A 26,060-nucleotide genomic window follows, 5' to 3' on the forward strand; every position below is an offset into this window, starting at 1 on the left:
CCTATGAGAAATAACCGCGCCTGACACTAAGGCGGAATAGTGTCCGCCCCACACCCCTAATCGGCCCCTACCACCAATTCCCGCACGTCGTTCGACGGCTCGTCGTACGTGCGCCGCATATGGAATAGGTCGGCCAGGAGTCCCGCTGAGGTGACCTTCCGCGCAACACCGGAGTTTTCCGCTTCGGCACCGAGCGGCAAGGACCCGGTGTCGGCCCACTGCAGCTTTCCTTCGGCGTCGATATAGCTGCGGGTGGCGCCCGCGTTGTCCGGATGCAGGCAGTACGGCACGTCGAGATATCCGCGGCGGAAAGCGGCGATCAGCGCCTCGCCCACATCGTCGTCGAGGCCGAGCACGGCTTCGACGAGGGCCCGCGCCTCCAGATACGTACGGGAATCCCGCGCCAGGTCCGGGCCGGGCTCGTAGCGGGTGCGGGCCGCCTTCCGTGCGGCGTACTCCAGGGCGTGGACGTTCTCGGCGATGGTGGGGATGCGCCGCGCCTCGGACACCGTCTTCACGATCAGCCGCTCGCTGCCGGTGACGACGGCCAGCTCAGCGGCCTGGCCGAGCAGCCGGTGCGCGCCTCGGTAGGACTCGGGGAAGACGCCCATGTACGCGTAGACGACCACATGCCAGTTGTCGGTGGGCAGCAGTTCGGCGCTCAGTCTGCGCAGCGCGGCCACCGCTTCCCTGTCCTGCTCCCGGTTGGTCTGCTGCGCGTAGCTGAGCGACAGGCTGTGGATGCCGTGCTGGGCGAAGAACAGCGCTTCGAGGACGCTGATGGCCACCAGCTGACCCGGCGGGCACAGCTGCCCCATCATGCAGCCGCCGAAGGTCTCCAGGTGCGGCTCGGCGCCCACGTCGCGCAGCCGCGCGAACAGCTCGCAGCAGACCTTCCAGTTGTGCACCGACTCGGCGAGCGGGGTACGGCCGTAGGGCAGGCAGTACGAGACGGGGCCGCCTTCGGACGCGTTCAGCCGCAGCCGCACCAGCGCCCGGAAGATGTCGGCGGGCGCCGCCGAGCCGTGCCGGACCTGGACCGGGAAGCCGCTGTCGCGCACGCCGGACAGGACCGCGCCGGTCGTGGCCGTAGGGTGGCTGACCACCGGGTAGCCGTTGAGGTCGCGGCCGGCACGCAGCGCCGCCTCCACGGCACGCAGTTCACCGACGCGGGTGTAACTGTCGAGGGTGACGGTCCCCACCGTCGTCGCGTCCGCCGCCTTGGTGGCGAGCAGTCCTTGGCGCATCCTCGCCGGGTCGCCGAAGCCCATCCGGGGCTGTACGACGAGCCGACCGTAGCCGCCGGCCTTGCGGACGAATTCCCCGAAGTCGACCGGATACTGCTGTTCCAGTTCCAGGTCAGCACCGGTCATGCCAGTTCCCGCAATTCAGCGGCGAAAATTCCGTCCAGCAGGGCGGGGAAAGCCGTATAGGGGTCGGCTCCGTCCTCGAATACCGCGTCGAATCCGGCGGCGGCCAGTTCCTGTGCGTACGACGAGCCTTCGCTTCCGGTGGTGCCGAGTTTTCCCCCGATGACGGCGGGGGTGCGGGCGGTTTCCGCTGCTTCCCGCAGGAGTTTGATGGCACGCAATCCGTCCTGGCAGCCGTGGCCGTTCACACTGCTGAAGACGATCAGGTCGGGACGGATCTCGGCGCATCGGGAGACCAGCACGTCGTCCGGTACGCACGGTCCGAGATTCACCACGTCGTATCCGAGTTCCTCGATGAGCAGTTGCAGGAGGACCAGATTCCAGGTGTGGGAGTCGGAGGCACCCGTGGTGACGACGACGGTTCCCTTTGCCTGACGGGCCACCGCGACGGAGCCCGCCGGGGGGCGGGTGGGCACCGGCTTCATACCGGCGTCCGTATGTGCTCGATACGGGAGACGTGCACGATCTCGTCGCCGCGGACCACCGCCTCCGTCGGCGCGGGCCGGCCGAGGAACATCAGCAGGCTGGCCGTGGGCCCGTACGCACCGGTGTTGGGGATCGTCAGCACGTCCCCTTCGGCGGCCTCGGGCACCTCGATCTCGCGGCCCAGGATGTCGCCGGGCGTGCACAGCGGGCCGACGAGGCTGGCCTTCTCGACGGCCCGCCCGTTGTCCTCGGTGTCGACGGCCACGGAGACCGGCAGCAGCCTGCCGAGCCCCGACATGCCGCCGAAGGTGTTGATGCCCGCGTCGAGGATGACGAACTTGCGGCCACGGCTGACCTTCACGTTGCTGACTCCGGCCAGCAGCGTGCCGCTGTCGCCGACCAGATAGCGTCCGGACTCCACCGCGAGCCGGGGCTCGCCCTGCCGCCAGCCCGGGAAGGCCGCGTCCAGCTTCTCCTCCAGCGCCGCGCGGAGTCCGGGGTACCGGTCCCGGCCACCGGCCTGCGCGTACGGGGCGGCGAAGCCACCGCCGATGTCCAGGATGCGCAGGCGTACGCCCAGGTCCTCCTGCATCGCGGCGGCCACGTCGATGCTGTGCAGCAGCTCCGCGATCAGTGACTGCTCATCGCGCGCGTTGCTCTGCGAGAACAGATGCAGGCCCGCGACGGAGACCCCCGGCACCTCCCTCAGCTGTGCGGCGATGCCCGCGACGGTCTCGCTGTCGATGCCGAACTGGGTGGGCTTCCCGGTCATCCGGATGCTGGTACCGGCGCCGGCCGTGGCGCTGTTGATGCGCAGCAGGGCCTCGGCATGCACGCCGTGCGCCCGTGCCGCCGCTCCGATGTGCGTGAGGTCCGAGAGGGATTCGGCGGAGAAGAGCCGCACTCCGCCGGCCAGCGCGCCGGCCAGCTCGTCGCGGGTCTTGCCGGGGCCGGTGTAGAGGATGTCGGTCCCCGGGTAACCCGCTTCGAGCGCGGCGGCCAGCTCGCCGGCCGAGCTGATCTCGGCCTTGCACGCCGGGCCTTCGCCGGTGCGCAGCGCCCGTACGAGCTCCACGTGCGGGTTGGCCTTGAAGGCGTAGAACACCTCGAAGCCGTCGGGCAGCGCGCCGAAGAGGTCCCGGCGGGCGGCGTCCACGCGCTCCAGGTCGTAGACGTACAACGGCGTTCCGTACTCCGCCGCGAGCTTCTCCAGCAGAGGGGTGTGCGCCGTCACTTGGCATTCTCCTCAAGCAGCTTTGCGAGTGCGTCGCGGGCGTTCTTGCCGTGCGCGGTGAGCGGGAAGTCGGTGAGGACCTTGCAGACGGACGGGACCTTCGCGGGCTCCAGGCGCTGCGCGAGCTCCTTGAGCACCTCGCGCGCCCCCAGGTCGCTCTGCACGAACAGCGCGAGGTCGTGGCGTTCGCCGGGCGGGAGCACCGCCGCTGCCTGCACGCCGGGGATGTCCATGGCCGCCGCCTCGATCTCGACGGTGGACATCCGGAAGCCCTTCCGTTTGAACATGTCGTCGCGGCGGCCCTGGAAGTAGAGGTAGCCGTCCTCGTCGAGATGCCCGTAGTCGCCGGTGTGCAGCCGGTTCCGGCCGGTGGCCCCGTCGGGTCGGAAGGTACGCGCGGTCACCTCGGGATTGCGCCAGTAGCCGGCCATGACGTGCGGGCCGGCCGCCACGATCTCGCCGACCGTACCGGGCGGCACCGGCCGTCCCTCGTCGTCCAGGATCAGCACCTCCGTGCCGGGCAGTGGCAGCCCGACGGCCCCGGGGCGCTCCCGGTCCTCCTCCGGAGGCATGACGGTGATCCGCTTCGCCTCGGTCTGGCCGTACTGACGGACCACCCGCGCGCCCGGGAAGTGCTCCCGCAGGGCATCGATGGTGGGCCCGGGGAGCGCGGCGCCGGTGTTGGTGAACATCCGCACCGGGGGCACGGGCTGCTGCTCGCGTCGGCAGAGCGTCACCAGCATGGTGGCGAGTGAGGGCACCAGGGGCACCACGGTCGCCCCGGTCTCCCGCATGCGCCGCAGCATCAGAAGGTCGGACTCGCCGTCCGCGAGGACGATCTCGCAGCCGCTGATGCAGGTCATCAGGACCTTGTAGAGGCCGTAGTCCCAGGACATCGGGAAGCGGCAGAAGACCACGTCGTCGGAGCGGTAGCCGAGGGCCCGGACCAGCATCCGGCTGGCGAAGGCGACCTGGGCGTGCGGACACACCACCGCCTTGGGCGCGGCGGTGCTGCCGGAGGTGAAGATGAGGGTCGCGATGTCGTCCGGCCGCACCGCTACGGACGTGGCGCGCTCGCCGCGTTCCGCGAGCACGCCGACCTCCTCCCAGACCTCCGCCATGTCGTGCACGGGGGCGGTGGTGAGGGACCGCAGACCCGCCGCGTCCGGCGCACCGCCGATGACGAGAGCGGGTTCGGCACTGCCGAGTACGGAACTCAGGTGGTAGGGCCGCATGGCGGGGTTGAGCGGGACGAAGGCCGCTCCGCGCCGGGCCGCGCCGTAGAACATGGCCGCCAGCTCGCGGGTGGTCGGAAGCCTGACGACGATGCGGTCACCGCGCCCGATGCCCTGCTTCTCCAGCCAGGCCGCGAAGGCGTGGCTGTGGGCGTCGAGCTGCCGGTACGTCCACTCGCCCGCCTCGTCGCGAATGGCCGGGGCGTCCGGTGCGGTGGCCGCCGTCTCGTCCAGCAAACCGTGGACGAGTTCGCCGCCGGAAGGTTTCCCGGGATCTCCGGGTATCGCATACTCAAGGCTTCCCAAGGCCGTTCTCCTGCCGTGATGTGTGAATCAGGACCGATTGGGACTGCTGTCACGGTAAGGAGCCAGGACCGGCGGCCCACACCCCTAACTGCCCCTACGGGTAACGCCTACAAGCCCTGTTTCACGGTCGCTCCCGCATCGACCTTCAGATGCAGTCCCGTCACATAACGGGACTCGTCGGAGGCCAAATAGACGACCGCGTGCGATACGTCGGAGGCGTTCACGAACGGAATCCTCATCGACTGAATTCCCGTGAACACCGGGTCGACATCCTCGCGCGAAGGGCTCTCCAGATCGGGCCTGAAGGTGCGGTACACCGCGTCGTTGAGGAGCATGTGCGTGTCGACATTCGTCGGATGCACGGCGTTCACCCGGGTGCCGGCCGGAGCCAGCAGCTGCGAGAGCGTGTTCACGTACTCGACCAGGGTGTGCTTGGCGAAGCGGTATCCGGCGAAGCCGGGGCCCGCGGGCGACACGTCGGCGTGGCCGGGCTGGAGGCCGGTCATCGAGCCGATGACGATGATCGAGCCACCCTCGCTGAGGTGCGGGATCGCGGCGTGCACGGTGTTCAGTACGCCACCGAGGTTGATGTCGGCCGTCGCCGTGAACGCCTCGATGGGCCGCTCGGCCCCGATGGGCAGGATGCCCGCGTTGGGCACCACGATGTCCAGCCGGCCCAGTTCCGCGACGCCCTCGTCGATGGCGGCGCGCAGCGCGTCCCGGTCGCGGACGTCCGCGACCTTGGTCACGGCCCGCCGGCCGGCCTTCTCCACCAGCGCCGCGGTCTCCGCGAGTTCGGCACCGTCCGCCATCGGATACTCGACGACGGATATGTCCTCGCAGAGGTCGATGGCGATGATGTCGGCGCCTTCCTCGGCGAGCCGGACGGCATGACTGCGGCCCTGCCCGCGAGCCGCTCCCGTAATGACGGCCACTTTTCCTGAAACCCGGCCCATCGGCCCTCCTGGAATGAGTTCGCACACGGTCGGAGCGCACTGCCCCATAACTTTTCTAGCGCCGGAAAGGGCGCGGCGAGCGCTCCGCCCACCCCTAAATGTTTAGGGGCTGGTCTTTGCCTGCTCCTCTGCGACGATCGGCGCACACCACGTCGAAGGGAAGGAGTCGCCCGTGTCCGAGACCGAAGCCGCGACGGACGGATTCCCCACGGAAGCGCGTGCCGCGCGGGGCCAGGAGCAGGGCGGCCGGCCCCTGGGCGCCGGCCAGGAGCCGGCCGGCGGGGAAGCGTCGCTCATCGAGGAAGAACTGCTCGTCGAGGAGGTCTCCATCGACGGCATGTGCGGCGTCTACTGAGCCCGCACCCGACCTCTGTCGAACCCGCTCCCGGCCGCATCGAGGTGTCCCCGTGTTCCGTCCTGGCCTGCCGTACAGGTGTGCCCCCAGCGTGGCGCTGCGTCCCGAACCCTTCGGGGCGCTGGCCTACGACTTCACCACCCGCCGACTGAGCTTCCTCAAGAGCCTCGAACTGGTCGAGGTGGTCCGCTCGCTGGAACACCACCCCGATGTGCACGCGGCCCTCGACGCGGCAGCGGTGCCCGCCGAGCGGCACCGGCCCCTTCTGACGGCGCTCGCCGCGCTCAGTGACGCGGGCACGATCGAACCCCGCGGGAGTGTCGCGGCATGACGCTCGTGGACCGATTCCAGCAGGGTCTGGCGGCCCCGATCTGCCTGACCTGGGAGCTGACGTACGCCTGCAACCTCTCCTGCGTGCACTGCCTGTCCTCGTCGGGGCGCCGCGATCCGCGCGAGCTGACCACGGCCGAATGCAAGGCCGTCATCGACGAGTTGCAGCGCATGCAGGTCTTCTACGTGAACATCGGCGGCGGCGAGCCGACCGTACGGCCGGACTTCTGGGAGCTGGTCGACTACGCCACCGCGCACCAGGTCGGCGTGAAGTTCTCCACCAACGGTGTTCGGATCACCGAGGACCGCGCCCGCCGGCTGGCGGCGAGCGACTACGTCGACGTACAGATCTCCCTCGACGGGGCGACCGCGGAGGTCAACGACGCGGTGCGCGGGCCGGGTTCGTACGACACCGCGGTCACCGCGCTGCGCAGGCTCGCGGCGGCGGGCATACGCGACGTCAAGCTGAGCGTCGTGATGACCCGGCAGAACATCGGCCAGCTGGACGAGTTCGCCGCCCTCGCCGAGGAGTACGGCGCACAGCTGCGCCTGACCCGGCTGCGGCCCTCCGGGCGCGGCGCGGACGTGTGGGACGAGCTGCACCCGACCGCACAGCAGCAGCGCGCGCTCTACCACTGGCTGGTCGCCCACGGCGAGAACGTCCTTACCGGCGACTCCTTCTTCCACCTCAACGCGCTCGGCTCGACGCCGCTGCCGGGCCTGAACCTGTGCGGCGCGGGCCGGGTGGTCTGCCTGATCGACCCCGTCGGTGACGTCTACGCCTGCCCCTTCGCCATCCACGAGCAGTTCCTCGCGGGCAACGTACGTGCTCCGGGCGGCTTCGCCGGGGTGTGGCGGGACTCGGAACTCTTCGCCGAGCTGCGCAGCCCGCAGAGCGCCGGCGCCTGTACGTCCTGCGCGGCCTTCGACGCCTGCCGGGGCGGGTGCATGGCCGCGAAGTTCTTCACCGGGCTGCCGCTGGACGGCCCCGACCCCGAGTGCGTACAGGGGCACGGCGAGCGCGCGCTGGCCGGCGTCGCCGCGGGGGCGGCTCCCCGCCCCACGGCCGACCATTCGCACCGGACCGGGCCGCGCCGGCGCGCCGGCGGTGCGGTCCCGGTGAGCATCGGTCGTATTCCGGACGGTTTCCACGCGCGGGGCGGCGCCGCTCCTGTGCCACCGATGGGCCGGGCCTGCGACACCAGCCCGCTGGCGGGCCGTACCGCTCCGGAGACGGGCGGCGCGGGATGACCGGACCCGCGGCCGAGCCGCCCGTGTCCGCGCATCCGGGCGCGGCGGGGCGGCCGGCCGGTCTGACCGATCCCGTGCGGCTGGCCGGGCGGACCGCGCCCAGCCGGGTCGTCTTCGGACCGCACGAGACCAACCTGGCGCGGCGACGGGCCGTCTCCGAACGCCATGTCGCGTACTACGAGCGGCGGGCCGCGGGCGGTGCCGGGCTGATCGTGACCGAGACGGCGAGCGTGCACGCGTCGGACTGGCCGTACGAGCGCGCCCCGCTGGCCGGTGACTGCGCGCCGGGCTGGGCCGCGACGGCCGCCGCCTGTCACGCACACGGCGCGCTGGTCGTGGCGGGCCTGGGCCATGCCGGCTCCCAGGGCTCGTCCGCCTACTCCCAGTCCGCGCTGTGGGCGCCGTCCCGGGTGCCCGACGTCGCCTCGCGCGAGCTGCCGATGGAGCTGGAGCAGCCGGAGATACGGCAGCTCCGCGCGGCGTTCGCCGGCTCGGCCGGCCGGGCCGTGGCGGCGGACCTGGACGGTGTGGAGCTGGACGCCGGGCCGTACAGCCTGCTGCGCCAGTTCCTCTCCGGACTCACCAACCACCGCGAGGACCGCTACGGCACCGACCGCACCCTCCTCCTGCGCGAGGTCGTCACCGCCGTGCGCGCCGAGATCGGCACCGACCACATCCTGGGGCTCCGGCTCTCGTGCGACGAGCTGGCGCCCTGGGCCGGCATCACCCCGGACCACGCGGCAGGGATCGCTGCCGCGCTCGCCCCGCACCTCGACTACCTCACCGTGGTACGCGGCTCGGCCATGAACACCGCTGCCTACCGGCCCGATCTGCACACCGGCCCCGGCTTCGGCACGGCTCTCGCACGCACCGTCAGGGAGGCGGTCGCCGGCGCGGCCCGCGTCGTCCTCCAGGGATCCGTCGTCGACCCGGCCCAGGCGCAGCAGGCACTGGACTCGGGTGCCGCCTGCCTGGTCGAGATGACACGCGCACAGATCGCGGAACCGCGGCTGGTCGCCCTGTGGCGGGCGGGCAACGGGGCCCGTATCCGGCCCTGCGTGCTGTGCAATCAGCGGTGCCAGGTGCGGGACAGCCGGAACCCGGTGGTGAGTTGTGTCGCGGAACCGCGCAGCGGTCATGAGACACAGGACCTGGCGGCGGAAGGGCACGACAGTACGGCCCGGGACGTCCTGGTGGTCGGCGGCGGCCCCGCCGGACTGGAGGCGGCCCGGGTGCTGGCCGGCCGGGGCCACCGGGTCGAGCTGGCCGAGCGCCGCGCCGACCTCGGCGGTGCGCTGCGCACCGCGGCGGCCACCGGTGCCCGCATCCGGCTCGTGCGGCTGACCGACTGGCTGGAGGCGGAGGTACGCCGACTGGGCGTCACGGTCCGCACCGGCACTGAGGTCACCCCCGAGGAACTGGCCGCGGTCCGCACGTCCGGCCGTGCCGTCCTGCTCGCCACGGGCTCCGTGCCGGGCCCCCGCGCGTACACCTCGGAGGCGGGCAGCATGGTGGTCGACGCCGCGGAGCTGCTCGCCGGCTGGCCCGCCTCGGCGGACCGGCTCGGCGACGGCCCCGTGCTGGTCCACGACCCGGTGGGGGACCCCGTCGGGGTGGGCGTCGCGGAGGCGCTGGCCGCCCTGGGCCGTACCACCTCACTGGTGACGCAGGATCAGGTCGCCGGGACCCAGCTGTCGCTCACCGGGGACCTCGCGGATGCCAACCGCCGGCTGCAGCAGGCCGGTACGACCGTGCACAAGCGATCGGTGCTGCGGCGGGTGACGCCCGGAACGGCACTCATCGAACACGTGCTGACGGGCGAGCGGAGCGAGGTGCCCTGCACCGCGGTCGTGCACTGCGGCCACCGGCTCCCCGACGAGACCCTGCCGGGCGCGCCACGGGCGGGCGACTGCGTCGCGCCGCGCACGGTGTACGAAGCGATGCTGGAAGGGCGGCGTGCGGCCCTTGCGCTGGCGACGGCCGACGCAACGCCGTACGGCGGCGCCTCCGGGCGCGTCCCCGCGCACCCGCCCATGGCCGGAGCCGCGCGATGACCCAGTACCGGCATCTCTTCTCACCGCTGCGCATCGGTCCCCTGGAGGTCGCCAACAGAGCAGTTTTCTCGGCCCACTTGACCAACTATGCCGAGGACGGTCTGCCGAGCGCACAGCACGCGGCCTACTACGCGGCACGCGCCGCCGGCGGCACCGGGCTGGTCATCACCGAGGAACACTCGACGCACCCCGGCGACTGGCCGTACGAGAAGCTCATCCACGGATTCCGTCCCGAGGTGGTGCCGGGCTACCGGCGCATCACCGAAGCCGTGCACGCCCACGGTGTGCCGGTCCTTGCGCAGCTGAACCACAACGGGGGCCAGGCCTCCGGCATGTACTCCAGGCTTCCGGTGTGGGCGCCCTCGGCCGTGCCCGATCCGCTCTTCCGCGAAGTCCCGAAGGCGGTGACGCCCGCCGAGATCGACGAGATCGTCGCCGGGTACGCCACCGTCGCGCAGCACTGCGCCGAGGGCGGCTTCGACGGAGTGGAGTTGCAGTGCTCGCACTCCTCTATCGTGCGCAGCTTCCTCTCCCCCGCCACGAACCGGCGCACCGACGGCTACGGCGGCACCCTGGAGCGCCGCGCCCGGCTGCTCCTGCGGATCATCGACGCGGTACGGGAGGCCATCGGCCCCGGCCGGGCCCTCGGCGTGCGGCTGTGCGGCGACGAGCTGATCGAGGGCGGCATCACCCTCGACGAGGGCGTCGAGACCGCCCGGCTCGTGGAAGCCACCGGCGCCGTCGACTACCTCAACACCTCGATCGGCGTGGCGACATCGACGCTGTACATGATCGAGGCGTCGATGGCGGTGCCGCCCGGGTACGGGCTGTTCATTCCCAACGCCATCCGGCGCGCCGTGCGCCTCCCGGTGGTCGGTGTCGGCCGTATCAAGGACCCGGTACAGGCCGAACGCGCACTGGCCGAGGGCCACTGCGACCTGGTCGGCATGGTGCGCGGCCAGATCGCCGACCCCGAGCTGCTGGCCAAGGCCCGCAGCGGACACGCCGCCCACATCCGTACGTGCATGTCCTGCAATCAGGAGTGCGTGGGCCGGATGGGTCAGAACCGCTGGCTGGGCTGCGTCGAGAATCCGCATGCGGGGCGCGAGGCCGAGACGTCACCACGTTCCACGGCGCTGCCCTCCCCGCGCCGCCCCCGCCGCCTCCTCGTCGTCGGCGGCGGGCCGGCCGGGCTGCAGGCCGCGGCCACCGCGGCGCGCCGCGGCCTCCGGGTCACGCTGTACGAGCGAGGCGCGGCCACCGGCGGCCAGGTGGCCGTCGCGGCCGGCGCGCCCCATCGCGCGGAGTTCCTGGACGTCGTGCGCAATCTGCTGGCCGAATGCCGCCGCCTCGGCGTGGAGATCCGTACCGGAACCGAGGCCGAAGCGGAGCAGCTGCGCGCCGAGGCGCCCGACGCCGTGGTGCTCGCCTGCGGCGCACGCCCGCAGCGTCCGCACTGGGCCGGGGCGCTGCCGCGAGTGGTGGACGTGCGGGATGTCCTCGAAGGCCGCGCGGAACCGTCCGGTGAGGTCCTCGTCGTCGACGAACTCGGCTTCCACCAGGCCACCTCCGTCGCCGAACTGCTCGCCGACCGCGGCTGCCGGGTCCGCGTCTGCACCCCCGGCATGGTCGTCGGGCAGGACCTCGGCAGCACCCTGGACCTGGAGACCTTCACCGTGCGGGCGCACGCCAAGGGCATCGGCCTGGCCACCGACCGAGTCGTGCTGTCCGCGGCCCCCGAGCCGGAGGGCGGCGACGGGGTACTGCTCGACGTCCTCACCCACACCACAGGAGAGACGGTGCAAGAACGCTGGGACTGGGTCGTCTGCGCCGTCCATCAAGCGCCCGAGGACGAGTTGTGGCACGCCCTGAAGGGCGCGCCGTTCCCCGTGGAGCGGGCCGGCGACTGCCTGACACCCCGTCGCGCGCACGCCGCGGTCATCGAGGGCCACCGGGCGGGGGCCGCGCTGTGACCGTCGCTCATCAGGGCCTCGTGCGCCCGTCGCTCGCCGTGGTGCAGGTACGCGACGGTGCGGTGCCACCCGGCGCGGAGGAGGTCGTGGCCGAGGCGGGCGGTGCGGTGCTGCTCGTCGGCGACGGCACCCGGGCGGCCCTGTCCGGGCTGGCATCGGCCGGGCAGGCGTGGACAGCTGAATTCCCCGGCGGGCTCCGCCCGGGGCCGGGCACGACGGCCACCGCTCTCGCCCCCTTGCTGAGGGGAGTGCACGCCCTGCTCCTGTCCGCTTCGGCCGACGGCCGCGAGCTGGCACCCCGGCTCGCCCACGCCCTCGACCGGCCGCTGCTCGCGGGTGCGGTCGAGGTGCTGCCGGACGGTGCGCTGGTCTCCCGGCAGGAGGGAAGGGCGCAGGCCCGGCTGACGGCCCGAGGAGCCTTCGTGACCACACTGGTGGCAGGCGTGCGCGGCGTGGACCCGGCCCTCGCAGCCGCGTCGGCCGGCGAACGCCCCACCCCGCTCGTACCCACCGAACTCGCCCCCGGCTGGCCTTCGGACATCCCCGACCCCCGGGTCGTCGACGTTCTGCGTCCCGGCCCCACGGGGGACGACCTCGCCGACGCCCCGCGCATCCTCGGCGCCGGCGGCGGCCTCGGCAGCCCCGACGCCATCGCGCTGCTGCGGCAGGTGGCCGGGGCGCTGGACGCCTCCGTCGGTGCGACCCGCGTCGTCACCGACGCCGGCTGGCTGGAGCACGAGCGGCAGATCGGCACCACGGGCGTGGCCGTCGACCCGGACGTCTACATCGCCTTCGGAGTGTCCGGTGCCGGCCAGCACACCGGCGGCCTCGGCACACCGCGCCTGGTCATCAGCGTCAACACCGACCCGCACTGTCCTATGACGGCCATGGCCGATCTGGGCATCGTCGCGGACGCGCCCGCCGTACTCGCCGAACTGCACACCCGGCTGGGAGCCGCCGGTCATGAGTGAATCGACGCACGGCGCACGCACCGCCACCGCCCCGGACTTCGACGTCGTCATCGTGGGCGCGGGCCCCGCCGGCAGCGCCGCCGCGCTGGAGGCGGCCCGCGCCGGCCGCTCCGTGGCGCTGGTGGAGCGCGGCCCGTACCCCGGCGCGAAGAACGTCTACGGCGGTGTGGTCTACGGCAGGGTGCTGGACGAGCTGGTGCCCGGATGGTGGGAGCAACTGCCCGTCGAGCGATGGGTGACCCGCCGTTCGACCATGCTCATGACGGGCCATCAGGCACTCACCGTCGATCTGCGCACCGAGGACTGGGGCCGCCCGCCGTACAACGGTGCCACCGTCCACCGGGCGGCGCTGGACTCCTGGCTCGCCTCGCTCGCGGAGGAGGCGGGCGCCGTGCTGGTGCCGTCCACCGTGGTCACCGGTCTGCTGCGCGGTCCTCGCGGCGAAGTCACCGGCGTACGGACCGACCGCCCGGACGGGGATCTGACGGCCCGGGTGGTGATCGCCTGCGACGGCGTGAACTCCTTCCTCGCCAGGGAGGCCGGGCTCCACCGGGTGCCGGAGAAGGGCGGTGCGCACCTGGCCCTCGGCGTGAAGGAGACCCTCGCGCTGCCCCGCGAGGTCATCGAGGAGCGGTTCCAGCTCACCGGACGTGACGGCATGGACATCGAGATTCTGGGATGCACACGCGGCATCCCGGGCGGCGGTTTCCTCTACACCAACCTCGACACCGTCTCCGTCGGCGTGGTCCTCGGCCTGCCCGGCCTGGCCCGCTCCGGCGTCCGCCCCGATCGGATACTCGCCGAGCTGAAGACACATCCGGCCGTCGCACCTCTGGTGCGCGGGGCCGAGGTGAAGGAGTACGCCGCCCATCTGCTCCCCGAGGGCGGTTACGACACCATGCCCGAACTCGCCGGCGACGGCATCCTCGTCGCCGGGGACGCCGCCCATATGTGCCTGGCGGCGGGGATCTGGCTGGAGGGCGTCAACTACGCGCTCGGCGCCGGCATGTACGCGGGCCGCGCCGCGGCGGCCGCCGTCGCCGCCGGCGACACCTCACGCCGCGGCCTGGCGGGCTACCGGCACATGCTGGCGGACTCCTTCGTACTGGCCGACCACCGCAAACTGCGCAGGGTTCCGGGCCTGGTCCTCTCCGACCGGGTGCAGCAGGCCTACCCGGGCCTCGCCTGCGATGTCCTCCAGAGCCTGTACCAGGTCGACAACGCGTCCCCCAAGCCCGGTCTGCGCCGCATCCTGCGCCGTACGGCCCGGCGGCACGGCGTCGCCCTGCACCATGCCCTGTCCGACGCATTCACCGCATTGAGGTCCTTCGGATGAGCACCGACCAGCCGCTCCCGTCGTACGGCGGAGCGTCCTTCGCCGACCGGATGTCCACGGTGGAGTTCCGGGTCGCGCAGCGCCCGCACATCACCCTCGACACCGATGCCTGCCGGTCGTGCCCCACCCGCGCCTGTGTGCACTCCTGCCCGGCCGACCTCTTCGTGCCGACGTCCGACGGCGGGCTCCTGTTCAATTACGAGCAGTGCTTCGAGTGCGGCACCTGCTTCCAGGTGTGTCCCACTGAGGGTGCGCTGACCTGGACGTATCCGGACGGCGGCCATGGCGTCGCGTTCCGGCGGGGGTGAAGGCCGATGACCGTGGCACCACACCCCCGTCCGCTGATCGTGGCGGTTCTCGCGCCCGCACCAGAGGCACTGGCCGACCAGCCGTCCGGTCGTGGACACACCGAGCACCTCACGGCCGGTGCGAGCCCCGCCGACCTGGGTGCGCTGGAGCAGGCCCTGCGGGTGTCCGAGGCGCTCGGCGGGCACTGCCTCGCGGTCTGCGTGGGCCCGCCCACGGCCGAGCCCGTGCTGCGGGAGGCACTCGCCGCGGGCGCGGACGCCGTCCTGCGCGTCGAAGGCGATTCCGGCGCGAGCCCCGAGGACCCGGCGGGAATCGCGCGCGGACTGCATGCCGCGTTCCGCGCCCTGCCCGGTCTTCCCGTGACCGGTCTTCCCATGGCGGCCGGAACGGACGGTACGCCGGGCCTCGTCCTGTTCGGCGACCGCTCGCCGGAACACGGCGCGGACTCCGTACCGGCCTTTCTGGCGGCGCGCCTGCTCGCCGCACAGGCCCTCGGCCTCAGCGAACTGACGGCCGTACAGGGCACGGCCGGAGTGCCGGCCGGGGTACCCGCGCTGACGGCGGTCCGCCGGACCTCCCACGGCGTCCGCGAGCGGCTCACCATCCCGCTGCCCGCGGTCTGCTCGGTCGAACCGGGGGAGGTACGGCTGCGCCGCGCCGCGCTGCCCGCCCTGCTCGCCTCCCGCACCGCCGCCGTCCCCGCGGTGAACGTGCCGGGCGGCCCCGACCACCGCGTGCAGGCCGGCCCCGTACACCCTTATCGGCCCCGCCCCCGGCCGCTCCCCCCGCCCACGGCGGCCGACCCGCGGGAACGGCTGCGCATCCTGACCGGCACCGGTGCCCGGCCCACCACGGCCCGGATCGTCGCGCCCGAGACCCCGGCCGCGGCCGCCGACGCACTGCTCGCCGAACTCCGCGCCCACGGCTACGTGGCGGAGACCTCATGACCGGCACCGGCCCCGCCCCGAGAGTCGCCCTGGTGACCGGCGCCGCCCGTGGCATCGGCGCCGCCGTGGTCCACCAGCTGGCGGCCGAGGGCTGGCGCGTCGTCGCCCTGGACCGCTGCGCCGACGAACCCGGGGCGGCCTACCCGCTCGGCAGCGAGAGCGAGCTCTTCGCCCTCGCCGACGCCTGGCCCGGCACCGTACGTCCCGTCATCGGCGACGTACGCGACCTCGCGTCCCTGCAAGGGGCGGTCGAACTGGCCCGCGACGCGTTCGGCGGCCTGGACGCGGCCGTCGCGGCCGCCGCCGTCATGGTCGGCGGCAGGCCCCTGTGGGAGACGAGCGACGAGGACTGGGACGCCCTGTTCGAGACCGGCGTACGCGGCGTCACCAACCTGGCCCGCGCCGCGGTCCCCGCACTGCTGGCCAGGCCCGCGCCCCGGGCCGGCCGGTTCGTCGCCCTGGCCTCGGCCGCCGCCCACCGCGGCCTGTGGCACCTCGCGGCCTACAACGCGGCCAAGGCCGCCGTCGTGGGCCTCGTCCGCGGCCTCGCCACGGACCTCCGCGGCACCGGGGTCAACGCCACCGCTGTGTCCCCCGGTTCGACCCGCACCCCGATGCTCGACGCGAGCGCGGACCTCTACGGCCTCCCGGGCCCCGAGGAGTTCACCCGGTACCACCTCACGGACCGCCTGCTGACGCCCGAGGAGGTGGCCGCCGCCGTCTGCTGGCTCTGCGACGAACGGTCCTCCGCGGTCACCGGCACCGTCCTGCACGCCGATGGGGGATTCACCGCATGACGTCCGACGCCTCGCGAGACCGGCACGGTGCGGCAGACGGGCCGGCACCACAGAAGGCGGCGGACCGCACCGGTCCCTCCCAACGGCCCGCGCTCCGGCTGGTCCCGGACCCCGCGAGCCGCTTCCTCGCCGGCGGCCGGGCCCTGCTCGGCGGCTCGCCGTACCGCGTGCTGCGGCTCTCGCGCGAGGGCGCCCGGCTGGTCGCGGGCTGGCTGGCCGGCGCGCCGGTCTCCGCCTCACCCCGCCACCGTCGCCTCGCCGCCCGCCTCGTCCGCGCGGGCTTCGCTCACCCTCAGTACGCCGCGGGGCCGTTCACCGGCCGGGATGTCACCGCCGTCGTACCGGTCCGCGATCACGCCGCGGCGGTCCGCCGGCTGCTCCCCCATCTCGACGGGCTGGCGGCCACCGTCGTCGTCGACGACGGCTCGCGGCTCCCCCTGCCGGAAGCCACCGTCCGCCATGCGCACTCCAGGGGCCCCGCCGCCGCCCGCAACACCGGCTGGACCACGGCCGCCACTTCCCTCGTCGCCTTCCTCGACGCGGACGTGGCGCCGGACCCGGACTGGCTCGGGCCGCTGCTGCGGCACTTCGAGGACCCGGACGTGCTCGCCGTGGCCCCCCGCGTGCGCAGCGCCCCCGGCCGCACCGCCCTCCAGCGGTACGAAACGGCTCGCTCGTCGCTCGACCTCGGCACGGCAGCGGCCCCGGTCCGCCCCGGCAGCCGCGTCGCCTACGTACCGTCCGCCGCCCTGATCGTGCGCACCTCCGCGCTCCGCGCGCTGGGCGGATTCGACGAACGCATGCGGTTCGGCGAGGACGTCGACCTAGTCTGGCGGCTGGCGGCCGCCGGCCAGGTCCGCTACGAGCCCACCGCCACGGTCCGGCACACCCCGCGCGCCCGCTGGCGCGACTGGGCCCGGCAGCGCTTCGACTACGGCACGTCCGCCGCGCCACTGGCCCTCCGCCACGGGCGGGCCGTGGCCCCCGTAAGAGTGTCGGTCTGGAGCGCGCTGGCCTGGGCGGCACTCGCCGCCGGCCGCCCGCTGCCCGCGCTGCTCGTCGCGGGCTCGACCACCGCACTCCTGCCGGGCAAACTGCGCGCGACCGGCGTCCCGGCCGCCGAGGCGCTGCGGCTGGCGTCCATGGGGCACTGGGGCGCGGGCCGGGCGCTGGCGGACGCGGCGACCCGTACCTGGTGGCCGGTGGCCCTCCCTTTGCTGGCCACCGGCAGGACAGGGCGGCTGCTGCTGGCGGCGGCGTACGGCCGGCATGTGGCGGACTGGCTGCGCACCCGTCCACCGGTGGGCCTGCCGCACTGGGTCGCCGCTCGCGCCATGGACGACTTCGCGTACGGCGCGGGCGTCTGGCGGGGCGCCCTGCGCGCCCGCACCCTCGCCCCTCTCCTGCCCGACCTGGCCGACTGGCCTGGCCGGAACGGCATCCTCAACGACCAGGGCGGAACCACCACATGAGTTCTCCGACGCCTGCCGCGGAAGACCGCGCACACCCCGCCCCACCGGCGCTGCGCCTCGACTCCGCCCCATGGCCCGACATCGCCGCCGTCGCCGCGCACAGCCTGCTCGCCGTTCCGCTCGGCGCGACCGAACAGCACGGACCGCATCTCCCCTTCACGGTCGACACCGACATCGCCGTCGCTCTCTGCGAGCGTCTCGCCGTGTCCCGCCCCGCCGTGGTACTGGCTCCGCCCGTGCCCTACGGCTCCAGCGGCGAACACGCCGGCTTCCCCGGCACCCTGTCCATCGGCCAGGCCGCGATGGAGGTCCTCCTCGTGGAACTCGTGCGATCCGCCGACGACTTCGCGGGCGTCGTCCTGGTCTGCGCCCACGGCGGCAACGCCGAACCCGTGCGGCGTGCCACGGAACAACTGCGTACCGAGGGCCGCAACGTACTGTCCTGGCTCCCCACCGGCGACCCGGCCGACAGCCACGCCGGCCACCAGGAGACCTCCGCCGTGCTCGCCCTGCGCCCCGAGGCCGTGCGCGGCGACCGCGCCGAACCCGGCTGCACCCGTCCCCTCCGCGACCTCATGCCCACCCTCCGCAGCTCGGGGCTGCGCGCCGTGACCCCCAACGGCGTCCTCGGCGACCCCACCCGTGCCTCGGCCTCGGACGGCCACCGCCTTCTCGACGTCTGGGCGCAGTCCCTGCGGTCCGCCGTGCACGCCTGGGCCGGACCCGGCACACCCGCCCGCACACCACAGCCCCGGGCGGTGAGGTGAACCATGTCCTGCGCACTACAGCACGGCTGCGCGGCCGTAGTCGGGCAGCGCGACGTCGCCTGCCTTGGCGAACTGCGCGGCGAGCAGCTTCCGCATCGGCCAGCGGTTCATCGAACGCACCGAGGCGTCCCGCAGCCGGATGGCCAGCGCGCTGGCGGGCGCGTATCCCGAGGCTCCGCCGGGCGGCAACTGCTGTGCCCTGCTGACGTAGGGGCGCATGACCCGGTCGTAGTTCCCGAAGGCGGCGCTGTGGTCACCGTCGGCGGCGCCGAGCTCGCCGGCCAGCACATACGCGCCGACCAGGGCCAGGCTGGTCCCCAGGCCGGTGAGCGGCGACGGGCAGTACCCGGCATCACCCAGCAGCGCCACCCGGCCCCTGGACCACTGGTCGAGGCGTACCTGCCCCATGGAGTCGAAGAAGAAGTCGGGCGCGGCACGCATCGCGCGCAGCAGGCGAGGCACCTCCCAGCCCGCGTGGGCGAAGCGTCGGGCAATCAGGTCCTGCTGCTCCGAGGCGTCGCGGCGGTCGTAGGAGAGCTGCTTCGCCCGGAAGCTCAGCCCCGCCTTGATCTCGCCGGGGAGACGCCCGGGCCGGGCCGAAGCGACGAGGCCACCGGGGGCGTTGTGCATCTGGTACCAGCCGTCGAGGGCCAGCTCATCGGTGACGGTGAACCATGCGGTGTAGAGGTCCAGCGGGTGCACATACTGCGACTCCGGGCCGAAGGCCAGCGCACGCACCACGGAATGCAGTCCGTCCGCGCCGACGACGAGTCCGAATCGCCGCGACTCGGCCTTCTCGAAGGTGACGGTGACTCCGGAGGCGTCCTGGTGCAGTCCGGTGACCGTGTCATCGAACAGGTACTCCGTGTCCGGCAGGGTCGCCTCGTACAGCAGCCGGCCCAGGTCACCACGGAGAATCTCGATCTCGGAGACGATCCCCTCGCCGCCGAAGCTGTCCGCCGGCATCCGGGCGGTGGTCCGGCCGGCGGAGTTCACGTAGGCCAGTCCGCGCTGATCGACGCTGAGCGCCCGGGCCTGCTCCAAGAGCCCCATCCGCGTCATCACGTCCCGGCCGGCGCCCCGCAGATCCACGGTCTGGCCGCCCGGCCGGGGGGCGGGTGCACGCTCGACGACAGTGACGGAGAACCCGGCCTTGCGTAGCCAGTACGCCAGCGCGGACCCGGCGATACCAGCACCGGAAACAAGTACATCGGTGTTGTCCATGACACCGAATGTACGACGTACGCGCACTACCTGCAAGCAGCAAAAGCCAAGCTAGAGAAGCCCTTTACCGTCCTGGTGCACTAGTGCTCACCTCGATGGCAGGGGGCAAGTCGGCGCCGCGGGGAGACATCGTCCCAGCGTGGCCGTTACGGTGATGACGTTCAGGTGCACTAGTACGGAGGGGACAGCGTGAGCCCACAGAACACGCCGCGCTACGGCCAGATCGTCGACGAACTCCGGCAGCGCATCACGGCGGGCGAGCTGGGCCCGGGCGACCGTGTGCCCTCGACCCGCGAGATCACCCGGCAGTGGGGCGTCGCCATGGCGACCGCGACCAAAGTCCTCACCGAATTGCGCACCGAAGGCCTGGTCCGCGCGGTGCCGGGCGTCGGCACGGTGGTCGAAGCCGTGGGCCGCCGGGCAAGCCCCGGCCGGCCTCCCGCGGTGCGCCCGCACCCGCCCGCCTCCCCGCCCCCGTCCACCCCCCGCGCGCAGACCACCGAGCAGGCGTTCACCCTCGAAAGGATCGTCGCCGCTGCCGTGCGGGTCGCCGACGCGGAAGGACTGTCCGCGGTCTCCATGCGCCGCGTCGCCACCGAACTCGGCGGCGCGACCATGTCGCTGTACCGCCACGTCACCGACAAGGACGACCTGCTCATCCAGATGATGGACGCGACGTTCGCGCAGTGGCAGTTCCCCGCCACCCCGCCGGAGGACTGGCGGGAGCGGCTCTCGCTCGCCGCTCACATGCTGTGGGACATGTTCCGCCGCCACCCGTGGCTCGCGCCCGCCCTGTCGGTGACACGGCCGCAGCCGGTCGCCGGCCCCATGCCGTTCACGGAGTGGGTGCTCGCCACCCTGGAGGACGAGGGCCTCGATCTCTCCACGGCCTTCACCACCCACCTCGCGCTGTTCAACCACATTCGCGGCACCGCCGTCCACGTCGAGATGGAGGCGGAGGCAGAGGCGGTCAGCGGCCTGAACGACGAGGAGTGGATGGACACGCAGGAACCGGCCCTCCAGGCAATCCTGGCCACCGGCCGCTTCCCGACCCTGGACCGCCTGGCCACAGCCGGCTACGACCTCGACCTCGACCACCTCTTCGAGTTCGGCCTGCAACGCTACCTCGACGGAATCGCGGCGCTCCTGGAGAGCAAGCCCTGACCGGCCCTCGAAGAAGCCACCCGGCGGCCGGTGCCCCCACCCTCACCGCTCCAGCGGCCGGTGGGCGGCCTCCGGCAGCCGGAGGTAAACGGCGGAGGAGACCAGGCACAGCACGGCCACATGCACGGGGAAAAGGCCGGCCTGCTCCAAGTCCGCGAACAGGGTGCCGATGCAGGGGGCCGTGCCGCCGAAGAGGGCGACGGTGACCGAGTAGGGGAACCCAACCCCGCGGCGCGCACCCGAGCAGGGAACGCCTCCGCGTTCACCGCCGCCGAGATGGCCGTGGAGCGCGGCATCGAGCACTATGCCGGCCCGCACCGGCAGCAGCCCAGCGCGATCAACCACAACGACGGCGGCCGGGCGGTGTACTTCACGGATCCGGCGAGCCAGGCCATGGACTGATCACCGTGCCTTACGGCGGCTGGACCTCGTAAGCACATACGCCGAGCGCCGCACCCCGGCCCGGGGTGCGGCCTCTCCATCGCTGCTCGTGCCCGTTGTGCTCGCGGCCGGCGCCCTGCGATTACCTGAGCCGTCACCAGGCGGGGAGCTTGCCCTCCCTGCTTGGGACGAACGCCGGCAGACGCTCCATAAGCCAACACCGGCGCCAAAGGAAACGGCGTCTAAAGGGCCAGCGGCCGCGGAACGTATCGGCTCCAGGCACTCACCGGCCACCTCGGGAATCGTGAGCGCGCCGCTTGCCGTGAGCCGGTGCAGTACGGCAGCGGACCGCCGCCTCCCATTCATGCCAGCAATTCACTCACACGAGTTATCAAAGGGAGATTCTCACTTCCATGGCACTGGGCGCGTGGAAGCCTTCCCTGCCGTTCTTGCGCGCTGGTGGGCTTTTAGTGCTCCTTGTTGTTCTGAATGCGCCGGATTACCTCGACAGATAGCGGTTACAGCTGAAATTAGGCGCACGACTGGTCCGAGGACCCTTTTTGCGCACAGTGCCTACACAACAAGGAGTTCAGATGGAGATTCGACGCTCAGGAACCGTCCAGGCCATCGACGAAGGACGACAGGACTCCCTCATTCGAGCGGACGAAGATGGAGCCTGCGTCGTGGCCCACTACGCCGAGATGTTCCCGGAGGGCGCTGCTCCGCTGCAGGTCGGAGAACGCGTCACGTACATCCGCGAAGAAGAGCAGGGAAGGCCGGTCGCGCGCGGCGTTCGCCGTCAGATCGGAGGCGGGTGACAGCCCACGGCGGTGGCAAGGTTGTGCAGTCGGGCGGTGCCGAGAGGCGTCGTGTCCTTCCTTCAGGCAGTTCGGTCCGGCCGCGTTCGCGGCGGTGCGGGATGACCAGATCGATGCCCCAATAGCCGCCGTACGCCACGACCGCAGGCCGGCTGGCTGCCCCACCGCAGGACCGCGCGGGGCGCGTCGGGGCTGAGGTGCGCGGCCCGGGGCGGGCAGGGGTAGGAGCGCTGCAGCAGGCGCCAGCCGGACAGGCCCCACCCGGACTCACTTATTATCGCCGCTCTGGCCCTGGTCGTCCCCGGGATCTTCGCAGGGCATTTCCCGAAGTCGGCAGCTCTCTCTTCGGCGAGCGCGCCGTGGGAAACATCGATGCAGTCGATGTCGGTGCATTCCACTTCGAGGTCGTTGGCGCGACGACCGCCGCCCTTGAAATCGTTGTCGGTCGTGACGATGGGCACGGTGTGGCGGGCGCGGGTCTCGCTGGTGTGCCGCAGTTGGCGGTCTGCTTGCGGCGGCGCTGCCGGACCCGCGGCTGCCACACCTCCACCGTCTCGCGCTTCATGACCTCCGCGGGCCAGGAGGCGGTTCTGCGCTAACGGGTTCATGGGCAGCCGACCGTGGACGCCCCGCGCTCGGCGCGCTCCAGGACGTCCTCGATGCCCCCACGGGTTGCTTCCCTTCGTCCAGGACCGGCCCGGGCGGGGCCGAGGCGGAAGGAAGCCGCCCAGTAGCCCCGCTCGTCGCGCGCGGATGCTTATGGGTGATGTGCCTAGCCTGATCGGTGATGTGGGCCGAGGAGGCGGATTGGGCGCCGGTGTGCGCCGATATCTGTAGTGGTGTGACAGATCCTTTTGATGTGGCTGCGCTGTTGCTGATCGCCATGGCCGGGCCGCATGTGGAGAGCGACGGGCCACCAGTCGCGACACGCACCGGATGGGCTCCTGCGGCCGAACCGGACGAGCGCGCCGGTGTTACGGCGCCGTCGCCCGCAGCCGCTCCCTGAGGGCTTTGGCGGAGGCGATTCTGCGGTAGGGGGTGAACTCCCGCAGCAGGGAGCCGGGTACGCCGTGTGCGGACCCCCTGGCCAGCCGCTGGTAGTGGTCCAGGAAGTCGTGGGCGTGCGCGACCGCGGCTTCGACCTCGTGGTCGGCCAGTAGGGCGCGGGCGAGCCGGGCGTGCAGCAAGGCGCGTGCCCTGTGGTGGTCGGCGGGGCGGCGGGTCAGGGAGGCTTCCAGCTCCGCCCGCCCCTCGGCCCGGTCGCCGAGGAGTGAAAGGGCTTCGGCCCGTTGGTAGCGCAGGGCGGCTTCCGGATAGCTGGTGAAGGCCCCCTCGGCTCCCGTCGCGCGTGCCAAGTGGCGCTCCGCCGCCGTGAGGTCCGCCACGGCCCGGCGGCTGCCGCCGCCGGCCCGGACGACGGCGCGCCCCGCGTGTGCGAACGCGCGGACGGCGTGCGGAACGTCCGCGTCGGCGAGTTCGACGGCCGCGTTCCCCCATGCGACGGCCTGGCGGCGGTCGCCGAGCCGGTGGGCCTGCAGGCTCATGCAGCGCAGTGTGATCGTGTAGGCAGCACGGTCCTCGGCGGCGTGGGCGAATTCGAGGGCAAGGGTGTGGTACTGCTGCGCCAGCGCGGGGCGGCCGACCTCGTACGTCATGTTGCCGAGCAGCAGCGTCAGGTGGCCGGCTCCAGTCAGGACGGCGCGGCGTACGGGCGGGCGGGCAGGCGCGGTGAGCAGCGTGGTGACGTCCTCGGCGAGGAACAGCGCGAGCGCGGACCTGCCGTGTGCGCCGCCGTACCGCTCACACATCAGGGCGGTGAAGGCGGCCATCGTCTCCAGCCGGTCCGCGTCCGCCTCGGTGGCCCGGCGTCTGCCGCGGCCCGCCGGGCAGGCGAGCCGGGGCCCGGTCCCCCACCGCGGCAGCGCGGGAGGCACAGCACAGACGACCGAGCGGTCCAGCACGGCACGGCCGGCGGGCTCGCTGTCCATCCGGCACAGCAGGCCGAGCCTCTTCACCGGTTCCCTGACCGTCAGCACCGACGCCACCGGCATGCCGGCCCCGCCGGTGCTGACCAGCCCGGTATCGGCTGACGTGACGAGGCGACCGACGTGGCGACTCAGCGCCTGGGCCACCAGACCGGCGACCTCGGGGCGCGGGCGTGAGCCGGCCAGCCAGTGGGCCACGGCGGTCCGGTCGTAGCGCAGGGACATGCCGTGCAGGTCGCCCAGGGCGTTGACGGCGCGGGAGAGGTCGGCGGCCGACCAGCCGGCTTCGGTCAGCAGGGCCCGGAGAAGGTGATTCGTACTCTTGCGCGCCATGGCGGTAACCGTCCCGGAGAGAGTGGCGCGCGCCGTTGTGACGCCAGCCTTCAACACGTTCACGCCTCTGAGCAAAGACAGACTTCCCACTGCGTACGCTTCATGATTCCGTTGACTGGAGGCCTTGGGCCATACCCGGACCGTTCGCGGGGAGGGTATTCGGCCAGCCCTCTCGGATGACCGGACGGTCCGGCCGGGCCTCTTTAATTGCCGCAGGCGGCAGGACTCTTTCCTCCTGCCTCGGGCCGAGCCGCCGGAACAATCGCCGGTGGCGCCGCCACAACGCGGTGTGCGGCATTTCAAAGGTTTGAGGATTCGATCCTCCCCAGCAACAAGAGACACAGTGGTTACAGCACAGTTACTCCATTCATTCCACGTAGCTCTCCCACGGCGCCTTTTTGCGGCGCGGAGACCCAACGTGAATGTCTCAGAATGATCGGACCGCTCCCGGTTTTTCGCGGTTCCGGGACGGTGAAATCGCCCTCCGCACCCCTTCCAGTACACAGGAGCATTCCATGCCGCGCCGTCGCAACGAGAAACTTCGGGCCCTGCTGGCAGAGGCCCGGTGGACGCAGTCCTCCCTGGCCCGGTCCGTCAACGCACTCGCCGCGGAGATCGGCCTGAACCTGACCTACGACCGTACGGCCGTGGCCCACTGGCTGAGCGGTACCCAGCCGGTGCCCCCGGTGCCGGCCCTGGTGGCGGAGGCGTTCGCCCGGCGTCTGGGAAGACCTCTGCCGCCGGGCGCCACGGGCTTCGACACCTCCAGGGCGAGCATGGCTAAAGGGGTGGACGAGCGCGCCACGGAGCGGAACCGCCGGGCCGAAACCGTCCTCGCGGAGCTGTGCGGCGAGGAGAACGACCCCGCGCTCCGGGTCACCGCCCGGTTGCGGCCCTACCGGGAGGCGGACCTCGCGGACATGTACCGGGCCGTTCCCCGGTCGTCGCCCCTGGAAGCCGCCGCACGGCACGGGAGCAACGAAGGGGACCTCGCCGTCGTCCGGCTCGCCGTCCGCTTCTACGCCGCGTCCTTCAATGCGCACGGCGGCAGACGGGGACGGTCGTCGCTGGCCGCCCACCTCTCCGACGACGTCGTTCCGCTGCTGCGCGAGACAAGAGGGGAAACGGTACGCCGGTCCCTGTTCGTCGAGGCCTCCCGATTATCCTTCCTGCTCGCCCGGATGCAGCAGGACGCGTCCGCACACGGGCTCGCCCAGCGCCACTTCACCACCGCCCTGCGCCTGGCCGCCGAGTCCCGCGACCGTACGGCATGGGCCGTCGTACTGCGCGGGCTCAGCTCCCAGGCACTCGCGCTGGGGCACCGGCGCGCCGCCCTGCACGCGGCCGAGGCCGCACTGGGGGACGGCCTCGGCGGCCCGGGCGGGGCGACCGGCGCCTACCTCCTGTCCCAGCTCTCCGTGGCACAGGCCGCCTGCGGCGCGCGCCGTGCAGCGCTCGACTCCCTCGGCCGGGCGGAACGCGACTCGGCTTCCCCCGCGTCGCACGCGGACGCGGCCGGGCCCTTCACTGCCTACTCGCCGGCCGCGCTCGCCTACCAGAGCGCGGAGGTGTTCCGGCACCTGGGTGACCTGGCCGCCGCCCGCAAGGCGCTGGACCGTTCCCTGGCCCGCCGTCCGGCGGAGGATCACCGCGGGCTCGCGTTGAGCCACGCGTGCCGGGCGGAAATCCTGGTGGGCAGCGGCTATGTGGAGGAGGCCTGTGCCTCCTGGCAGTCCTTCCTCGACCACTGTGCCGTCCTCCGGTCGGGTACGGCGGACAATGCCGTGAGCCGAATGCAGCAACTCCTCGCGCCTTTCAGCCGGGTACCGGCCGCGGCCGCTGTCCTCGACCGCGTGCCTACGAGCAGGCCGTTTCGGCGCACTCCGTGAAACGGCAGCCAGAGGTGGAACTTTCACGCCCGGCCGGCGCCGGAACTTTCACACCCTTCAACAAGCCCGCGGCCACCGAACCGCCCGACGGACCGGCACGCCTTGTTCAATCGCTGA

22 protein-coding genes and 2 pseudogenes are annotated in these 26,060 nt (G+C 72.5%); 16 read left to right on the forward strand and 8 right to left on the reverse strand.

All coding sequences use genetic code 11. From position 1 onward, the window contains the following. Positions 1 to 56: 56 nt before the first annotated feature. The 5 genes from ACIGQF_RS02410 to ACIGQF_RS02430 form a co-directional block, all read right to left on the reverse strand. Entirely contained in the window at positions 57 to 1,373 is a 1,317-nt protein-coding gene (locus ACIGQF_RS02410; protein ID WP_399704371.1) for a methylaspartate mutase, read from the reverse strand. Further along, complete coding sequence (locus ACIGQF_RS02415; protein WP_399704374.1) at positions 1,370 to 1,855, reverse strand: cobalamin B12-binding domain-containing protein; 486 nt, start codon at positions 1,853 to 1,855, stop codon at positions 1,370 to 1,372. The genes ACIGQF_RS02410 and ACIGQF_RS02415 overlap by 4 nt, the downstream gene beginning before the upstream one ends. Next, positions 1,852 to 3,090, reverse strand: a complete 1,239-nt coding sequence (locus ACIGQF_RS02420) for a type III PLP-dependent enzyme (RefSeq protein WP_399704376.1) — start codon at positions 3,088 to 3,090, stop codon at positions 1,852 to 1,854. The genes ACIGQF_RS02415 and ACIGQF_RS02420 overlap by 4 nt, the downstream gene beginning before the upstream one ends. Continuing rightward, entirely contained in the window at positions 3,087 to 4,562 is a 1,476-nt protein-coding gene (locus tag ACIGQF_RS02425; protein ID WP_399704378.1) for an AMP-binding protein, read from the reverse strand. The genes ACIGQF_RS02420 and ACIGQF_RS02425 overlap by 4 nt, the downstream gene beginning before the upstream one ends. 176 nt (positions 4,563 to 4,738) lie before the next feature. Beyond that, a complete protein-coding gene (locus ACIGQF_RS02430) occupies positions 4,739 to 5,587 on the reverse strand; it encodes a mycofactocin-coupled SDR family oxidoreductase (RefSeq protein WP_399704381.1) in 849 nt (282 codons plus the stop codon). Between the two features lie 172 nt (positions 5,588 to 5,759). Here ACIGQF_RS02430 and mftA point away from each other — a divergent pair, with 172 nt between their 5' ends. From mftA to mftE, 12 genes are all read left to right on the forward strand, one after another. Further along, positions 5,760 to 5,942 carry a mycofactocin precursor MftA gene (mftA, locus tag ACIGQF_RS02435; RefSeq protein ID WP_399704384.1) on the forward strand — a complete coding sequence of 61 codons (183 nt, stop codon included), beginning with the start codon at positions 5,760 to 5,762 and terminating at the stop codon, positions 5,940 to 5,942. Positions 5,943 to 6,033: 91 nt separating this feature from the next. Further along, positions 6,034 to 6,273, forward strand: a complete 240-nt coding sequence (gene mftB / locus ACIGQF_RS02440) for a mycofactocin biosynthesis chaperone MftB (protein WP_399704387.1) — start codon at positions 6,034 to 6,036, stop codon at positions 6,271 to 6,273. After that, positions 6,270 to 7,523 carry a mycofactocin radical SAM maturase gene (mftC, locus tag ACIGQF_RS02445; RefSeq protein WP_399704389.1) on the forward strand — a complete coding sequence of 418 codons (1,254 nt, stop codon included), beginning with the start codon at positions 6,270 to 6,272 and terminating at the stop codon, positions 7,521 to 7,523. The genes mftB and mftC overlap by 4 nt, the downstream gene beginning before the upstream one ends. Beyond that, positions 7,520 to 9,577 (forward strand): mycofactocin system FadH/OYE family oxidoreductase 1, encoded by a 2,058-nt coding sequence (locus ACIGQF_RS02450; RefSeq protein WP_399704392.1) that lies wholly within the window; start codon positions 7,520 to 7,522, stop codon positions 9,575 to 9,577. The genes mftC and ACIGQF_RS02450 overlap by 4 nt, the downstream gene beginning before the upstream one ends. Next, a complete protein-coding gene (locus tag ACIGQF_RS02455; RefSeq protein WP_399704395.1) occupies positions 9,574 to 11,550 on the forward strand; it encodes a mycofactocin system FadH/OYE family oxidoreductase 2 in 1,977 nt (658 codons plus the stop codon). Before ACIGQF_RS02450 ends, ACIGQF_RS02455 begins: the two co-directional genes overlap by 4 nt. Then, on the forward strand, positions 11,547 to 12,521 hold the full coding sequence (locus ACIGQF_RS02460; RefSeq protein ID WP_399704398.1) for a mycofactocin-associated electron transfer flavoprotein alpha subunit: 975 nt from the start codon (positions 11,547 to 11,549) through the stop codon (positions 12,519 to 12,521). The genes ACIGQF_RS02455 and ACIGQF_RS02460 overlap by 4 nt, the downstream gene beginning before the upstream one ends. Beyond that, positions 12,514 to 13,857, forward strand: coding sequence for an FAD-dependent oxidoreductase (locus tag ACIGQF_RS02465; protein WP_399704401.1), 1,344 nt, complete (start codon positions 12,514 to 12,516; stop codon positions 13,855 to 13,857). Before ACIGQF_RS02460 ends, ACIGQF_RS02465 begins: the two co-directional genes overlap by 8 nt. Then, on the forward strand, positions 13,854 to 14,165 hold the full coding sequence (locus ACIGQF_RS02470; RefSeq protein ID WP_399704403.1) for a ferredoxin family protein: 312 nt from the start codon (positions 13,854 to 13,856) through the stop codon (positions 14,163 to 14,165). Before ACIGQF_RS02465 ends, ACIGQF_RS02470 begins: the two co-directional genes overlap by 4 nt. A gap of 6 nt (positions 14,166 to 14,171) precedes the next feature. Continuing rightward, the gene (locus ACIGQF_RS02475; protein ID WP_399704405.1) at positions 14,172 to 15,113 is read left to right on the forward strand and encodes a mycofactocin-associated electron transfer flavoprotein beta subunit; all 942 of its coding nucleotides are present in this window, start codon (positions 14,172 to 14,174) and stop codon (positions 15,111 to 15,113) included. Further along, positions 15,110 to 15,910: a mycofactocin-coupled SDR family oxidoreductase gene (locus ACIGQF_RS02480; RefSeq protein ID WP_399704408.1), complete on the forward strand. Its 801-nt coding sequence runs from the start codon at positions 15,110 to 15,112 to the stop codon at positions 15,908 to 15,910. The genes ACIGQF_RS02475 and ACIGQF_RS02480 overlap by 4 nt, the downstream gene beginning before the upstream one ends. Beyond that, positions 15,907 to 17,382: a mycofactocin biosynthesis glycosyltransferase MftF gene (gene mftF, locus ACIGQF_RS02485; protein ID WP_399704410.1), complete on the forward strand. Its 1,476-nt coding sequence runs from the start codon at positions 15,907 to 15,909 to the stop codon at positions 17,380 to 17,382. The genes ACIGQF_RS02480 and mftF overlap by 4 nt, the downstream gene beginning before the upstream one ends. Next, complete coding sequence (gene mftE, locus ACIGQF_RS02490; protein WP_399704412.1) at positions 17,379 to 18,149, forward strand: mycofactocin biosynthesis peptidyl-dipeptidase MftE; 771 nt, start codon at positions 17,379 to 17,381, stop codon at positions 18,147 to 18,149. Before mftF ends, mftE begins: the two co-directional genes overlap by 4 nt. A 15-nt stretch (positions 18,150 to 18,164) precedes the next feature. Here mftE and ACIGQF_RS02495 read toward each other — a convergent pair whose 3' ends face one another. Further along, entirely contained in the window at positions 18,165 to 19,373 is a 1,209-nt protein-coding gene (locus ACIGQF_RS02495; protein ID WP_399704415.1) for an FAD-dependent oxidoreductase, read from the reverse strand. A gap of 189 nt (positions 19,374 to 19,562) precedes the next feature. On the opposite strand from ACIGQF_RS02495, the gene ACIGQF_RS02500 reads away from it, so the two are divergent. Continuing rightward, on the forward strand, positions 19,563 to 20,537 hold the full coding sequence (locus ACIGQF_RS02500; protein WP_399704417.1) for a TetR/AcrR family transcriptional regulator C-terminal domain-containing protein: 975 nt from the start codon (positions 19,563 to 19,565) through the stop codon (positions 20,535 to 20,537). Positions 20,538 to 20,579: 42 nt separating this feature from the next. Here ACIGQF_RS02500 and ACIGQF_RS02505 read toward each other — a convergent pair. After that, a pseudogene (locus ACIGQF_RS02505) lies at positions 20,580 to 20,821 on the reverse strand (MFS transporter); the annotation flags it as partial. Here ACIGQF_RS02505 and ACIGQF_RS02510 point away from each other — a divergent pair. Both ACIGQF_RS02510 and ACIGQF_RS02515 read left to right on the forward strand, forming a co-directional pair. Continuing rightward, positions 20,799 to 20,971 (forward strand): annotated as a pseudogene (locus tag ACIGQF_RS02510) (VOC family protein); the annotation flags it as partial. The pseudogenes ACIGQF_RS02505 and ACIGQF_RS02510 overlap by 23 nt on opposite strands. Before the next feature lie 540 nt (positions 20,972 to 21,511). Next, a complete protein-coding gene (locus tag ACIGQF_RS02515) occupies positions 21,512 to 21,736 on the forward strand; it encodes a cold shock domain-containing protein (RefSeq protein WP_399704420.1) in 225 nt (74 codons plus the stop codon). A gap of 974 nt (positions 21,737 to 22,710) precedes the next feature. On the opposite strand, the gene ACIGQF_RS02520 is transcribed toward ACIGQF_RS02515, so the two are convergent. Then, entirely contained in the window at positions 22,711 to 24,054 is a 1,344-nt protein-coding gene (locus ACIGQF_RS02520) for a hypothetical protein (protein ID WP_399704423.1), read from the reverse strand. 515 nt (positions 24,055 to 24,569) lie between these two features. Between ACIGQF_RS02520 and ACIGQF_RS02525 the strand changes: the two genes are divergently transcribed. Then, on the forward strand, positions 24,570 to 25,943 hold the full coding sequence (locus ACIGQF_RS02525; RefSeq protein WP_399704425.1) for a hypothetical protein: 1,374 nt from the start codon (positions 24,570 to 24,572) through the stop codon (positions 25,941 to 25,943). The last annotated feature ends 117 nt before the right edge of the window (positions 25,944 to 26,060 follow it).

Origin of the sequence: Streptomyces sp. NPDC053560 (assembly GCF_044544605.1) — a bacterium.
Taxonomy (GTDB): Bacteria; Actinomycetota; Actinomycetes; order Streptomycetales; family Streptomycetaceae; genus Streptomyces.

Bases quoted from the DNA above. Each gene is read 5' to 3' on its own strand.
- ACIGQF_RS02525 (WP_399704425.1), top strand. From the start codon at position 24,570: ATGCCGCGCCGTCGCAACGAGAAACTTCGGGCCCTGCTGGCAGAGGCC.
- ACIGQF_RS02470 (WP_399704403.1), top strand. From the start codon at position 13,854: ATGAGCACCGACCAGCCGCTCCCGTCGTACGGCGGAGCGTCCTTCGCC.
- ACIGQF_RS02515 (WP_399704420.1), top strand. From the start codon at position 21,512: ATGGAGATTCGACGCTCAGGAACCGTCCAGGCCATCGACGAAGGACGA.
- ACIGQF_RS02480 (WP_399704408.1), top strand. From the start codon at position 15,110: ATGACCGGCACCGGCCCCGCCCCGAGAGTCGCCCTGGTGACCGGCGCC.
- ACIGQF_RS02430 (WP_399704381.1), bottom strand. From the start codon at position 5,587: ATGGGCCGGGTTTCAGGAAAAGTGGCCGTCATTACGGGAGCGGCTCGC.
- ACIGQF_RS02520 (WP_399704423.1), bottom strand. From the start codon at position 24,054: ATGGCGCGCAAGAGTACGAATCACCTTCTCCGGGCCCTGCTGACCGAA.
- ACIGQF_RS02415 (WP_399704374.1), bottom strand. From the start codon at position 1,855: ATGAAGCCGGTGCCCACCCGCCCCCCGGCGGGCTCCGTCGCGGTGGCC.
- ACIGQF_RS02465 (WP_399704401.1), top strand. From the start codon at position 12,514: ATGAGTGAATCGACGCACGGCGCACGCACCGCCACCGCCCCGGACTTC.
- mftE (WP_399704412.1), top strand. From the start codon at position 17,379: ATGAGTTCTCCGACGCCTGCCGCGGAAGACCGCGCACACCCCGCCCCA.
- mftC (WP_399704389.1), top strand. From the start codon at position 6,270: ATGACGCTCGTGGACCGATTCCAGCAGGGTCTGGCGGCCCCGATCTGC.
- ACIGQF_RS02410 (WP_399704371.1), bottom strand. From the start codon at position 1,373: ATGACCGGTGCTGACCTGGAACTGGAACAGCAGTATCCGGTCGACTTC.
- ACIGQF_RS02450 (WP_399704392.1), top strand. From the start codon at position 7,520: ATGACCGGACCCGCGGCCGAGCCGCCCGTGTCCGCGCATCCGGGCGCG.
- ACIGQF_RS02475 (WP_399704405.1), top strand. From the start codon at position 14,172: ATGACCGTGGCACCACACCCCCGTCCGCTGATCGTGGCGGTTCTCGCG.
- mftF (WP_399704410.1), top strand. From the start codon at position 15,907: ATGACGTCCGACGCCTCGCGAGACCGGCACGGTGCGGCAGACGGGCCG.
- ACIGQF_RS02455 (WP_399704395.1), top strand. From the start codon at position 9,574: ATGACCCAGTACCGGCATCTCTTCTCACCGCTGCGCATCGGTCCCCTG.
- ACIGQF_RS02495 (WP_399704415.1), bottom strand. From the start codon at position 19,373: ATGGACAACACCGATGTACTTGTTTCCGGTGCTGGTATCGCCGGGTCC.